This window comes from Truepera sp. (genome assembly GCA_032027045.1).
Lineage (GTDB): Bacteria > Deinococcota > Deinococci > Deinococcales > Trueperaceae > JAAYYF01.
This window is the reverse complement of the sequence record JAVSMU010000001.1, coordinates 1,114,585-1,128,214: the sequence shown is the minus strand read 5'-3', so window position 1 is coordinate 1,128,214 and position 13,630 is coordinate 1,114,585. Positions and strand designations below refer to the sequence as shown.

Here is a 13,630-nt window from a genome sequence, read left to right as displayed (position 1 = left end):
GGCGAGGACGGATGCACATGCGCCCCGCGGGCAGGTCGTCGCGTCACTCCACGGTTACGCTCTTCGCCAGGTTCCGCGGCTGATCGACGTCGCGGCCCAGGCTGCAAGCCACCTCGTAGGCCAGCAACTGCAGGGGAACGGCGTTGATGATGGGCGAGAGCAGCTCGAGCGTCCGCGGCACGCGGAGCACGTGCTGGGCGTGCTGCCCGATGCTCTCGTCGTCCTCGTCGGCGACCACGATCAGCCGCCCCTCGCGTGCCTTTACCTCCTGGAGGTTGGAGACGGTCTTGTCATACAGCGCCGAGGCGGTCGCCACGGCCACCACGGGCAGGTGCTCGTCCACGAGGGCGATGGGCCCGTGCTTCATCTCCCCCGTCGGGTAGGCCTCCGCGTGGATGTACGAGATCTCCTTGAGCTTGAGCGCGCCCTCCATGGCGGTGGCCACGTTGACCCCGCGTCCGAGGTAGAGGGCGCTGCGGGCGCCCTTCACCTGATCGACCAGCCCGCGGATGTGCTCGCGCTCGCCCAGCGCCCTCTCCACCTGCTTGGGCAGGGCGCGCAGCGCGCGCACGAACTCGGCCGCCGTACTATCGTCCACCTCGCGCCGCGCGCGGCCCAGCCAGAGTGCCAGCAGGGAGAAGGCGGCCACCATGCCGAGGTAGGCCTTGGTACTCGCGACGCCGATCTCGGGACCCGCGTGGATGTAGAGGACGTCGTCGGCCTCGCGGCTGATGCTCGAGCCCTTGACGTTGAGGATGGCGAGCGTGCGCGCGCCGCGGCGCTTGGCCTCGCGCATGGCCTCGAGGGTGTCGATGGTCTCGCCCGACTGCGACACGACGATGCACAGGGTGCGTTCGTCCACCACGGGTTCGCCGTAGCGGAACTCGGACGCCACCTCCACGCCGGCGCTTAGGCGCGCCAGGCGGCGCAGGAGCGTCGCCCCGACCTGGCCCGCGAACGAGGCCGTGCCCGCGGCCGTGATGACCACCCTGTCGACCAGGGCGGGGTCGAGCGTCAGGTCAAGCTCGACGTCCATGCCGTTCCCCGCGAAGCGGCCGAAGAGCGTGTTCTGCAGCACCGTCGGCTGCTCGAAGATCTCCTTGAGCATGTAGTGCTCGAAGCCGCCCTTCTCGGCTGCCTCGGCGTCCCACTCCACCCGGCTGACCTCGCGCTCGAGGGGGTTGCCGGCCAGGTCGGTGATGCTCACGCCGGCGCGCCCCAGTTCGGCCACGTCGCCGTCGAGGAGGTAGATGACGTCGCGCGTGTACGGCAGGAGGGCCGGGACGTCCGATGCCAGGAACGTCTCCTCCGTCCCCAAACCGATGACGAGCGGGCTGGTGTTACGCGCGGCCACCAGCAGGTCGTGGTCCGAGTGCTCCACGACGAGGGCGTAGGCGCCCTGAACCTGGCCCAGCGCCGCGCGCACGGCCGCCGCCAGGTCGTGGTTCGAGGTCGCGTAGCTCTCCTCTATGAGGTGAACGAGAACTTCGGTGTCGGTCTCGGACAAGAACACGTGCCCGCGCGCGCTGAGGTCCTGACGCAACTGCACGTAGTTCTCGATAATGCCGTTGTGGATCACGGCCAGGCGGCCGTCCTCGGAGAGGTGAGGGTGGGCGTTCACGTCGTTCGGGCGGCCGTGCGTCGCCCAGCGCGTGTGCCCCACGCCGACGCTGCCGGGAAGGAGGCTGGTGACGAGCGCCTCGCGGAGCACGCTCAGCTTGCCGGCACGCTTTACCGCTTGCAGTGGCGCGCCGTCCTCCGGCCCCTTGACCGCGATGCCGGCGGAGTCGTAGCCCCGGTACTCCAGCCGCGCCAGGCCGTCGATTATGACCCCCGCGGCCTCGCGGTCGCCTACGTAACCAACGATGCCACACATCTCGCACGCCTCCGTCCGTCGCCCGCCCGCCGCCGACCCGACCGTCCGGGGAGGCCGGGTGCCTCGCCACCAGTCGGGTAAGGTCCGGTCGACCACGAGCTACCCGGCCATCCTAGGGGGCCTACTCTGACGTCGTCCTTACTCGTTCCACGGTTCGCCGACCACCAGCCACGTGTGAAGCGCGCCGTAGGCACTCCACTCGGCGCTGGCCCTGGTCTCTGCGGGCGTGGGGGCGGGGAGGAGCGGATGCAGCAGGATATCGCGGCCCGTGGCGATCAGCGGTGACCGGTTGAAGGTCACGGCCAGGCTGCCCGGCGCCGTGCGTGGCGGGTAGTACACCTCCCGCTCGTTGGCGGGGTTGCGTTGGATGGGCAGTGACGTCACCAGGGCGAACATGAGGGCGAGCCCGAGGACCCCGCCGCCTACCCCGCCCAGCACGGCCGTTCCCCACCCCTGGCGGCGGCTTGCAGGCACTAGGCGCTGGCCTATCACGGCCAGCAGGATGCCCCCCAGCAGCGCGGCCACGAGCGCGAGCCACAGGTCACGGCCGGCGACCACGAGCAGGGGCCGCAACAGCAGGACCCCGCCTATCCCGACGGTCAGCCCCACGAGCCGCCGCTTGGCCCCAAGCGTGGTGATCACGACCACCATGAGGACCAGCAGGGCGTCGATGTAAGTGACGTTCATCATGCGCGGATATCGTAGCCCGCGTCCCTTACCGCCCGCATGACATTCTCCATAAGCCCGTCCACCTCGGCGTCGGTAAGCGCCCTGCCGGCGTCGCGGAACCTGAACCTCAGGGCCAGCGACCTGGTGCCGTCCGGCAGCTTCTCGCCGCGGTACTCGTCGAAGGGCGTGAGGCTGAGCAGGCTCTCCCCCGCCGCAGCGCGAAGCAGGCCGGCCAGGGCCGCGTAAGTGACCGCCGCCGGCACGACCACCGCCAGGTCACGCTCCGCGAACGGCTGCCGCACGATCTCCTCGAACGCGATCTTGGTGCCCGGGAGCGGTAGGTCGAGTTCCGCCAAGTACGTGTCACTCAACTCGTAGCTGGCCGCGACCGCGGGATGGAGCAGCCCGGCGTAGCCGACGCGGACCCCGTTCCAGCGCACCTCGGCGCTCACCCCCGGGTGAAGGTGCGGCTGCTCCGCAGGCAGCGTCTCGAGCGTGGCGCCGTCCAAGCCCGCGAGGCTTTCGAGGACGCCCTTGAGGGTGAAGAAGTCGCCGGGCAGGCCGGGCCGCCAGTGGCCCAGGGCGCGCGGTCCGCGCATGAGCAGCGCCACGCGCTCCTCCTCCACCTCGCCGAACACGTGGCCCACCTCGAAGAGCGCCAGCGACTCAGCGCCGCGGTTGACGGCCGCGGCGGCGAGGAGCCCAGGGTAGAGCGCCGTGCGCATGACGCCCTTCTCCACGCCCTGGGGCGAGGCGAGCTCCACCACCGGTTCGGGCGCAGCGGCGCGCGTGAGTTCGGCCGCGCCGGTGAAGACGTACGTCATGGTCTCCTGCAGGCCCATGGCGGCAAGCCGCTCGCGCAGCGCGCGGTGGGTCGGGTCGCCGGCGGGCGGCACGAAGCGCATGGCCGGTTCGGTTAGGCCGATGTGCTCGAAACCGTGGAGGCGCGCGACCTCCTCGATCACGTCCTCCTCGATGCCGATGTCGTAGCGCCAGCTGGGCGGGCCCACCCGCCAGTCGTCCATGGCGAGCTCCTCGACCGTGCACCCCAAGCGCTCCAGGTAGCCGCGCTGCTCGCCGCGCGGCACGTCGAAGTCCATCAGGAAGTGAACCCTGGAAGGACGGTACTTGACGGCCGGCCGCCTCACGCTGCGGCCCACGGCCGTGAGCCCGGCATGCGCCTTGCCCCCCGCGGTCTCCTCGACCAGGGCCACCACGCGCGCCGAAGCCAGCTCCTGTAGGTTCGGGTCCACGCCCCGCTCGAAGCGGGTCCGGGCGTCGGTGATCAGCTTGTGGCGCTGCCCGGTGCGCCGCACCGTTACCGGATCGAAATAGGCGACCTCGAGGGCCACCTCGGTGGTGCCGGCCGCCACGCCCCCGAGAGCGCCGCCCATGACGCCCGCAAGGCCGAGCGGCACGCCGCCGCCTGAACCCGACGTGGCTATGAGCAGGTCGGCCGGGTCGAGGTCGACCACCTCCTCGTTGAGCAGGGTGAGGCGCTCACCCTCATGGGCACGCCTGACGATCATGCGCCCCTCGCCGAGGAAACTCAGGTCGTAGGCGTGCGTGGGCTGGCCCAGCTCGAAGGTCACGAAGTTGGTGGCGTCCACGACGTTGTTGCGGGGCCGTAGCCCCAGTTGCGCCAGGCGCCGCTGCAACCAGAGTGGGCTGGGCCCCACGCTCAAGCCACTGACGCGCCTCAACGTGAAGCGCGGCGCGCCGAGCGGGTCTTGCACGTCGATCGTCAGCCCGTCATCCAAGGTCGGGTCGCCGGCCGGCAGGCCCGCGGCGGGGTGGCGGTAAGCGAGGCCCAGCTTGGCGCCCAGGTCGCGCGCGATACCCAAGAGGCTGAAGGCGTCTGCGCGGTTCGGGGTGAGCTCGATCTCGATGACCTGATCGGCCGCCCACGCCTGCCCCAGCTCGGTCCCGAGCGGGGCGTCCTGGCCGAGGGCCAACACGCCGGCCCCGTACTCGAAGAGCCCGAGCTCCTTGGCGCTGGCCAGCATGCCGTTGCTTGGAGCGCCCAGGAACTCCCGGGCCTTCACCCTCAGCTCTACGGCGGGCAGGTACGCCCCGGGCAGGGCGAGGGCGGTCCTCGTGCCGGCTCTCACGTGGGGGTCGCCGCACACCACCTGGTGCCGCGTGTGTCCGTCGGTGACGACCGCCTTGGAGAGCGGGCCCGTGGCGCCCTCGATGGGCTCGACGTGCTCGACGTCGACTACCAACACGTCGCCGGGGGCCGCGGGGGTGGCGGTGACACCCTCGACGGCCAAGCCGAGCCCGTCGAGGAGCTCCACCACCCGGCCGACCTCAGGCAACGGCTCGGCGAAGAAGGTCTGCAGCCAGCCGTACGGGACCTTCACAGGACGCCCCTGAACTGCTCCAGGACGCGCAGGTCGCCCTGGTACATGTAGCGGATGTCCGGGATGGCGTAGGGCACCAGCGCCAGGCGTTCGATGCCGAAGCCGAACGCGAAGCCCGTGACGCCCTCGTAGCCCACGGCCTCGAAGACCTTCGGGTGCACCATGCCGCTGCCACCCAGCTCGAGCCACTCCTCGCGGCCGCTGCGGGGGTTGGTCCACCAGATGGCGAACTCGGCGCCGGGTTCGACGAAGGGGAAGTAGGTGGGCTGCAGGCGGGTGCGCGTGCCGGGCCCGATGAGCGCCTGGGCCATCTCGTTGATGGCGCCGCGCAGGTCGGCCATCGTGACCCGCTCGCCGACCACCAGCGCCTCGAGCTGGTGGAACTGCGCCTCGTGCGTCGCGTCTTGCGCCTCGTTGCGGAACACCTTGCCCGGCACCACCACCTTGAAGGGCGGCTCGTGGGTCTCCATGTACCTGACCTGCATGGGGCTCGTGTGGGTCCGCAGGAGCCGACCGTCGGTCGTCCAGAAGGTGTCCTGGGTGTCGCGCGCCGGGTGATCGGGCGGGAAGTTGAGCGCGGCGAAGTTGTAATGGTCGGTCTCGAGTTCCGGGCCGGTGACGACCTCGTAGCCCAGGTTCTGGAAGACTTCGAGCAGCTTGTTGGTGACGAGGGTGAGGATGTGCAGGCCGCCCTGGGGGGGTCTCGTGCCGGGCAGGGTCACGTCTACCCTCTCGCCGGCCAGCTGCGCCGCCAGCGCGCGCCTCTCGAGCTCGCCCTTGCGCTCGTCCAAGGCCGCGCCCAGGGCGGCCTTGACGCGGTTCCACTGCTCCCCGACCAGCCGGCGCTCGTCGGGCGCCATCCCCCCGAGGGCCTTGAGGCGCTGGGTTATCTCGCCCTTCTTCCCGAGCAACCTGACCCGCAGGTCCTGCAGCGCGGCCGGGTCGTCCGCCGAGCGAACGGCCTCCAACCACGTGGCCACCTCGGCGGACCTGGCGTCCGCGTGGTGGTTCCCTTCGACTTCGGCGTCGTGCTCGGCCATGGTGTGCGCTCACCCTCTCCTTGACTACCCTGCCGCAAGCAAAAACCACCACCCGGTCCGGGCAGTGGCGTGTTCCGCGCGGGCCCCTCCGGCGCCGCGCTCAGCGGGTAAAAGGCTGCGAAGCCGGCGGGCTTCTCATGTCGGCGAGTGTAAGTTGCGCGCTCCGAGCGTGTCAACGAGACACGCGAGACCCACCCCCGGCCCGGCCCCGCCTCCAGTCGTAACGCGAGACGCAGCGGGCCGGGCCCGTTCGCGTCGGCCCTAGCGGCTGCCTGCGGCGCGAGCGGGTGTGAGGGGGTCGTCAAGCGGGTGTCAGGCGTCCCTCAGTCGTCGAGGAGTTCGCTCAGCAAGAAGAGGTCGCAGAGCCACGCGTCCGCCAGACGTACCGTGTCGGCGGCGAGCCCATGCACCTGGACGCCCGCGTACCACGCCTTGGCGCTCTCCTCGTCGGGGAACGGCCCTACCACCGCCTCCCCGCCCTCGTAGGCCTCGGGTGGCAGCGGTACGAGCACCTCCACCCGCCGGCCCCTCGTGTCGGTCACCTCGCGAGCCACCGCGTGCAGGCGCCGCCACTCGGGCCTCGCTACGAGATCGTGAAGATGATCCAAGAGCCGCCTGGAATCTTGCAGCGCCAGGGCCGGTCTGGCCGCGAACGTCACCCAGCCTCCCTCCATGGCGCTGACGAAGCGCTTCTCGGGGAACATCGCCGGCAACAGCCGGGCCGCCACGTCCGCCAACTCGGCGGTCGCTCGCATGGCCTCCACGTAGCCGCCCCGGTCCGGGGTCGCCGGCGGCGAAGCGCTGGTTGGGTGCTTGGGCGTCACCGTGCGATTGTAAGACCCGACGCCCATGCCTGGCGTGGGCGGAAGGCGCACCGACGCTTGCTCGGCCCTTGTGGTAATGCGGGCCGGAGCGGTAAGATTGCCGGTGGACAAAGTCCCGGCGGGACCGGCGGGTGGGTTCTGGCCCACCGCCTTTTCGTTGGGGGAGTCCGCGCACGGGAGGTAGCATGGATCTGGCGCAGGCAGCCGCCGAGGTGTTGGGCCCCCTCGGGTACGAAGTGCTGGAGGTTACCGTAAGCACTTCCGGGCGCTCGCGTCGCGTGCTGCTTCGCATCGACCGCCTCGACGAAGGGGTAGTCGGCATCGAGGACGTGGCCCGGGCCTCCGCGGTCTACGGCTTGGAACTCGACCGGCTCGATCCCTTCACCACCCCCTACCGGCTCGACGTCGAGTCTCCGGGGGCGGAGAGGCCGCTGCTGCGGACCCGCCATTTCGAGCGCTTCCACGGTCTACTGGCCAAGTTCCGCGTGGCCGGCGAGACGTTCAAGGGGCGCATCGAGGGCGTTAGCGGTGACGACGTCACCATCGACGTAGCCGGCACCGAGCGCGTCGTGAACGTGGCCCAGATGGAGCTAGCGCGGCTGGCCGAATGGCCCGATACACCGCGTTGAGCGCCCCGCGGGAAGGGCCCGCGGAACCTTGCTCAGGGCGCCGGCGCCCTGAGCACCCGTAACGAAGGCCCGCGTACCCGGCGCGGGACTGCCGCGTGGCTCAGCGCCAAGCGGCCACAACTGAATAGGTAGGGAGATACTGGATGAATAAAGAGTTCGTCGACGCGCTCAACCTCTTGGCTGCCGAGCGCAACCTCGACAAGGAAAAGTTGCTTACCGACCTCGAAGACGCGCTCAGCCAGGCCTTCGAGCGCAACGTCATGCCCGGCCATCAGATCGAGGTCGACCTCGACCCCGAGTCGGGTGAGATGGACATCATGATCATCCGCCGGGTCGTCGAGACGGTGGAGGACGAGGCCAAGGAGATCCTCCTGGCGGACGCCCTCGACCTCGACGACGAGGTCGAGGTGGGCATGGAGATGGAGTTCCCGGTCGACCCGGAGAAGTTCACGCGCATCGCGGTGCAGACCACCAAGCAGGTGATCACGCAGAAGATCCGCGAGGCCGAGCGCGAGTACGTCTTCGAGGAGTACAAGGACCGTGCCGGCGACATCATGACCGGCGTCGTGGCCCGCACCGACAACAAGCGCAACGTCTTCGTGGACCTGGGCCGCGGCGAGGCCATCATGCCCGCCAAGGAACAGATCCAGGGCGAACGCTACATGGTCGGCATGCGCCTCAAGGTCTACGTGCAGAACGTCGAACTGAGCCCCCGCGGCCCTTCAATCCACGTGTCTCGCGCCGCACCCGAGTTGCTCGAGTACCTCATGCGCCAGGAGATCCCCGAGGTGGCCGACGGAACGGTCGAGCTGCGGGCCATCGCCCGCGAGGCCGGCCAGCGCTCCAAGGTCGCCGTCAGCTCCAACAACCCCAACGTCGACCCGATCGGCGCCTGCATCGGCCACCGCGGCAGCCGCATCCAGGCCGTCACCGCGGAGTTGCAGCGCGAGCGGGTGGACATAATCCAGTACGACTCGAACCCCCGCGAGTTCATCCGCAACGCCCTGTCGCCCGCCAAGGTCGGGAGCATAGAGATAGACACCGAGGCCAAGGCGGCGCGGGTGATCGTCGGCTCCGACCAGCTCTCGCTGGCCATCGGCAAGTCGGGCCAGAACGTCCGCCTGGCGGCGAAGCTGACCGGTTACAAGATCGACCTGCAGGGCTCGGAATCGGTGTCCGACTTCGACGCCGCCTTCCAGGCCGCTGCTTCCAGGAGCGCCGACACGGCCCAACCCGAACGCACCCACTCCGCGTTCGACGCCCTCTTCAGCCAGGCGTCGGAGCAGGCGGAGGGGACGGCGGAAGGGGCCACCACCGGGTCGGGGGCAGCGCCGGAGCCGGCGGCCTCCGAGGCCGAAGAAGAAGCAGCCGTGCGCTCGGGCACCGACGAAGGGGAGAACTGAGCGTTCCGATGACGGCCGAGGCCCGCACCCGCCACGTCCCACTACGCCGCTGCGCCGTCTGCCGCAAGGTGGCGCCCCAGTCGCAACTGTTGCGGCTGGTCAGGCAAGACGACGGCTACCGGCTCGACCCCGGCCGCAGGCTCGGTGGGCGTGGCACCTGGATCTGTGCCGAATGCGCCGCCGAACCTAACGAGAAACGCCTGCGCCAGGCCTTCAAGGGCCACGCGCAGCAGGTGAGGGGGCTCCTAGCAGCCCTCCCCCCACACACTCCCCGAACCGCCCCAGGCACCGCGGGGAACCCCGCCTCGGAGGCTTGAATGTCAGAGAAAGTCCGAATCTACCAGCTAGCCAGGGACCTTGGGATAGAGAACAAGGCCCTGCTGGCGATCCTCGACGAGATCGGCGTGGAGTACAAGTCCCACTCCAGCACCCTCGACGCCGAAACGGCCGACACGGTGCGCCAGCTCGTCGCGGGTGACACCGCTACGGCAGTAGAGTCGCCCGCGCCCGCCGCCGAGAAGCCCGAGGCGGCAGCGGCGAAGCTAACGCCCGAGGCGAAGGCCGCCAAGGCGGCGAAGCCCGGCAAGGTCGCCACCGCGGAACCCGCCGCCGGCAAGGGGGCCAAGGCAGAACCGGCGCCCGCCAAGTCCAAGGCGAAGGCGCCCGCGAAGGAGAGCCTGCCCCGGCGCGCCCCCGTCGTGACCGTCATGGGCCACGTCGACCACGGCAAGACCTCACTGCTCGACGCCATCCGCAAGTCGCGCGTGGCGGAGCGCGAGGCGGGCGGCATCACGCAGCACATCGGCGCCTACCAGGCCCAGACCCCGCACGGCGTCGTGACCTTCCTCGATACCCCCGGCCACGAGGCGTTCACCACCATCCGCCAGCGTGGCGCCAACGCCACCGACATCGCGGTCATCGTGGTGGCGGCCGACGACTCGGTGATGCCGCAGACGCGCGAGGCGATAGCGCACGCCAAGGCCGCCGGGGTACCGATCGTGGTCGCCATCAACAAGGTCGACCTGCCGCAGGCCAACGTCGAGAAGGTCAAGCAGGACCTCATGCAGGCAGGGCTCATCCCCGAGGAGTACGGCGGCGAGACCATCACGGTCGAGCTGAGCGCCCGCAGCGGCCAGGGCATCGACGACCTCCTGGAGATGCTCTCGCTGGTGGCCGAGGTCGAGGACCTGCGCGCCGCCAACACCGGCTTCGCGAAAGGCGTCATCATCGAGTCGGTCCTCGACAAGCGCGCCGGGGTCCTCGTGACAGTGCTGGTGCAAGAGGGCGAGCTCAAGGTGGCCGACTACGTGGTCTCGGGCGAGTCGTGGGCGAAGGTCCGGCGCCTAACGGACTACACCGGCGCGACCATCGCCAAGGCCTACCCCGCCATGCCCGTGCAGCTCCTCGGCTTCTCCGAACAGCCCCACGCCGGCGACACCGTCGAGGCCGTGGCCGACGAGGCCACCGCCAAGGCGGCGGCGGCGGCGCGGCGCGACGAGCGGCAGGAACTCGAGCGCGAGTCCATCGGCAAGAAGGGCCTCACGCTGGCCGACCTGTTCGGCCAACCCACCAAGAAGACCATCAACATCCTCCTGCGCGCCGACACGCAGGGGACCCTCGAGGCCATCAAGGGGGTTCTCGAGAAGGAGTCTGAGGCTACCGAGGAGGTCGACATCGAGGTGATGCTGGCCGAGGTCGGTGCCCCCACCGAGTCGGACCTGCTGCTGGCCTCCACGGCCAACGCTTCGGTCTTGTCGTTCGGCGTGACGGCCCCCGGCAGCGTGCTCAAGTCGGCGGAACGCCTGGGGATCCCGGTGAAGAGCTACCGCATCATCTACGAACTCGTCGCCGACGTGGAGCGCATGGTGCGCGGCCAGATCGAGCCGGAGTTCGAGGAGCGCGTGCTCGGCCACGCCGAGGTGCGCCAGGTCATCCGCGTGCCCCGCTCCGGCAACATCGCCGGCTCGTACGTCACCGACGGCGTGGTGCGGCGCGGCGCCAAGGCGCGCATCTCGCGCAACGGCAAGGAGGTGTACAAGGGCTCGATCTCGGGCCTGCGGCGCTTCAAGGACGACGTGCGCGAGGTGACCACCGGCTACGAGTGCGGCATCAGCCTCCAGAACTACGACAACGTGCAAGAGGGCGACATCATCGAGGCCTACGACATGGTCGAGGTGCAAGCGGTCTGATGCACGAGCGGCGAGCGGGCACGCCCGGGCGGTCCTGGTGGTTCAGGAGTCGGCCCTACTGGGCGCCGCTGGCGCTGGCGTTCACGCTGGCTCTCCTGCCCTTGCCCCTCAGCCACTCGCTGGCCCGGGCCTCCGCACCGGCAGGCGGGCCAGAAGGCGGCATGAGCGCGCCCGTCCTGATCATGGTGGAGGGCGGCGCGCGGCTGCCGGCCCCAGCTACCGGGGTGCTGTTGGTTCTTCCCAACGCGCTCGTGGCCGCGCGCCGCGTCCAACTGCGACCACTGCGCACCCGCGAGCGGCCCGCGTCGACGCTACCCAGGCGCGCCAGGCTCGTGGCACTGGGGCGGCTCGAGTTGGAGGGCGGTTGACCCGGCGGCCGCTGCCCTCACGCCACTCAACCACCCTTCCTGATCGACTAGTACCGTTTGGAGCCTGATGAACAACCGCGTATTCACCGGCGCAGCGCTGTTGGCGCTCGTCGTCCTGTCAGTCCTGTTCCTATGGCAGCCCTGGAGCCCGGGGCCCGCCCTCAAGCTCGGCCTCGACCTGCAGGGCGGCCTGCGCGTGACGCTGGTGGCCGACGTCCCCAACCCCGACCCGGAGGACCTCGCCACCGCCCGCAACATCGTCGAGAACCGCGTCAACCAGTTCGGCGTCGCCGAGGCGCTCGTGACCACGATCGGGAACCACAAGATCGGCGTCGAGCTGCCCGGCCTCACCTCCGAGGACCAGCAGCGGGCCCTCGACCTGATCGGCCAGCAGGCGGTGCTCGAGTTCCGCATCGTGAAGGCCGAAGCGAACTCCCTTCCCACCAGCGCCCTCACGCTGGACGACCTCGAGCCGGCGGCCTTCACGGGCGAGATCGTACAGACCGCCAGCGCCCAGTTCCAGCAGGTGCCGGGGGCGCCGTCCGGCCCCGTGGTCGTCTTCGGCATCAGGCCCGCGGACGTGCAGGCGTTCGGGAACTTCACCGGGAGCAACGTAGGCCGCCGGATGGCCATCGTCCTCGACGGCCGCATCGTCACCGCCCCCACGCTGCAGTCGCGCATCTCCGACTCCGGCCAGATCACGGGTATCGACTCCTTGGATGAGGCAACCGACATCGCCGTCGTGCTGCGCTCCGGGAGCCTGCCGATCAGCCTCAAGGTCGACGAGGTGCGTTCGATCGGCCCGACGCTCGGCCAGGACTCGATCAACAAGGGGACCACGGCCGCGATCGTCGGCGGCGCCCTCGTCATCCTCGCCGTCCTCCTCTACTACGGCCCGCTCTTCGGTGGCGTGCTGTCGTTCGGCGTGCTGCTGGCGATGCTGTTCATCTTCGCCGTGTTGGCCGGCCTCGGCGCCGCGCTCACCCTCCCCGGCCTCGCCGGCCTCGTGCTGACCATCGGGGCCGCCGTGGACGGCAACGTCATCTCGTTCGAGCGCATCCGCGAGGAGTTACGCGAGGGGCGCGGCCTACGCGTCTCGATGAAGCGCGGCTTCGGCAACTCGCTTTCCGCCATCATCGACGCCAACATCACCACGCTGCTCGCCGCGCTCGCCCTCTACCAGTACACGACGGGCCCGGTGCGCGGCTTCGCCATCACGCTGGCCGTCGGCATCGTGGCCTCCGTGTTCGTCAACACGGTCGTCGTGCCGTACGTGCTCGGGCTGTTCGCGCTGAAGAGCGACCGCACCTACATGTCCAAGGGTTGGGAGGTGCGCGGCCTGCGTCCGGTGGAGCGCGCCAGGCCGCTGGTCATCTCGACCGGTCTGCTGGCGGTGGCGGCCATCGTCTACACGAGCGTGGCGGGCCTCAACCTCTCGACCGACTTCACGGGCGGCTCCAGCACGCTCCTGGAGGTGCCGGCGAGCACCACGATCACGGACATCCGGCGCACCATCGACGAGCTCGGCTTCCCCGGCGTGACCGGCGAGGGCGCCACCATCGTCGAGTCGAGCGAGAAGGCCGCCGACGGCTCGCGCCAGGTGTCGGTGCGCGTGGGGCTCGGTAACGAGTCTCAGTCGTCCAGCGACGACTTCGCCATGAAGCTCGCCGCCGCGACGGGCAGCACCAAGCTATCGTCCGACTTCGTGGGGCCGTCCGTCGGCGCCGACTTGAGGCGCGGCGCCATCATGGCCGTCGTCGTCGCCCTGCTGCTCGTGCTGGCGTACCTCGCCTGGCGCTTCTGGCCAAACTGGGTCGTGGCCCTGGCGGTCGTGCTCGCAAGCGCGCACGACGTGGCCATCACCATGGGGGTGCAGGCGCTGTTCGGCATCGAGTTCTCCATCCCGGTGCTCGCGGCCCTGCTGTTCGTGGTCGGCTACTCCCTCAACGACTCGATCATCATCTCGGACCGCATCCGGGAGAACGTGCGCGTCATCCGCAACAAGTCGTACCGGGAGCTCGTCAACCTCGCGGTGAACCAGACCCTCACGCGCACGGTGGCCACCTCGGCCACCACGCTGCTGCCGGTCCTGGCGCTGCTGTTCTTCGGGGGCAGCGTCCTCCGCGGCTTCAGCATCACTCTCCTGGTGGGCATCGGGGTCGGCACCTTCTCCAGCATCTTCCTGGTATCGCCCGTCATCGTGTGGGTGCGCGAGTGGCAGCAGCACCGCCACGATCAGACGCGGCACAAGAAGTTCGCCAAGGCCTGA

Annotated in this window: 11 protein-coding genes; 6 read left to right on the top strand and 5 right to left on the bottom strand. The window is 70.0% G+C overall.

What is annotated here, in order from left to right:
• Positions 1–43: 43 nt before the first annotated feature.
• The 5 genes from glmS to ROY82_05165 all read right to left on the bottom strand — a co-directional run bounded on the left by glmS (position 44) and on the right by ROY82_05165 (position 6,772).
• The gene (gene glmS, locus ROY82_05185; GenBank protein MDT3681861.1) at positions 44–1,876 is read right to left on the bottom strand and encodes a glutamine--fructose-6-phosphate transaminase (isomerizing); all 1,833 of its coding nucleotides are present in this window, start codon (positions 1,874–1,876) and stop codon (positions 44–46) included.
• 138 nt (positions 1,877–2,014) lie between these two features.
• A complete protein-coding gene (locus tag ROY82_05180; GenBank protein ID MDT3681860.1) occupies positions 2,015–2,566 on the bottom strand; it encodes a hypothetical protein in 552 nt (183 codons plus the stop codon).
• A complete protein-coding gene (gene pheT / locus ROY82_05175; GenBank protein ID MDT3681859.1) occupies positions 2,563–4,908 on the bottom strand; it encodes a phenylalanine--tRNA ligase subunit beta in 2,346 nt (781 codons plus the stop codon). Before pheT ends, ROY82_05180 begins: the two co-directional genes overlap by 4 nt.
• A complete protein-coding gene (gene pheS / locus ROY82_05170) occupies positions 4,905–5,948 on the bottom strand; it encodes a phenylalanine--tRNA ligase subunit alpha (GenBank protein MDT3681858.1) in 1,044 nt (347 codons plus the stop codon). Before pheS ends, pheT begins: the two co-directional genes overlap by 4 nt.
• Positions 5,949–6,271: 323 nt before the next feature.
• A complete protein-coding gene (locus ROY82_05165; protein ID MDT3681857.1) occupies positions 6,272–6,772 on the bottom strand; it encodes a hypothetical protein in 501 nt (166 codons plus the stop codon).
• Between the two features lie 185 nt (positions 6,773–6,957).
• Between ROY82_05165 and rimP the strand changes: the two genes are divergently transcribed.
• The 6 genes from rimP to secD all read left to right on the top strand — a co-directional run bounded on the left by rimP (position 6,958) and on the right by secD (position 13,630).
• On the top strand, positions 6,958–7,401 hold the full coding sequence (gene rimP, locus ROY82_05160; protein ID MDT3681856.1) for a ribosome maturation factor RimP: 444 nt from the start codon (positions 6,958–6,960) through the stop codon (positions 7,399–7,401).
• 143 nt (positions 7,402–7,544) lie between these two features.
• Positions 7,545–8,804 (top strand): transcription termination factor NusA, encoded by a 1,260-nt coding sequence (nusA, locus tag ROY82_05155; GenBank protein MDT3681855.1) that lies wholly within the window; start codon positions 7,545–7,547, stop codon positions 8,802–8,804.
• An 8-nt stretch (positions 8,805–8,812) separates the two neighbouring features.
• Positions 8,813–9,121 carry a DUF448 domain-containing protein gene (locus ROY82_05150; GenBank protein ID MDT3681854.1) on the top strand — a complete coding sequence of 103 codons (309 nt, stop codon included), beginning with the start codon at positions 8,813–8,815 and terminating at the stop codon, positions 9,119–9,121.
• Positions 9,122–10,993: a translation initiation factor IF-2 gene (gene infB / locus ROY82_05145; GenBank protein MDT3681853.1), complete on the top strand. Its 1,872-nt coding sequence runs from the start codon at positions 9,122–9,124 to the stop codon at positions 10,991–10,993.
• A complete protein-coding gene (locus ROY82_05140) occupies positions 10,993–11,361 on the top strand; it encodes a hypothetical protein (GenBank protein ID MDT3681852.1) in 369 nt (122 codons plus the stop codon). The genes infB and ROY82_05140 overlap by 1 nt, the downstream gene beginning before the upstream one ends.
• A 67-nt stretch (positions 11,362–11,428) precedes the next feature.
• Positions 11,429–13,630, top strand: coding sequence for a protein translocase subunit SecD (secD, locus tag ROY82_05135; GenBank protein ID MDT3681851.1), 2,202 nt, complete (start codon positions 11,429–11,431; stop codon positions 13,628–13,630).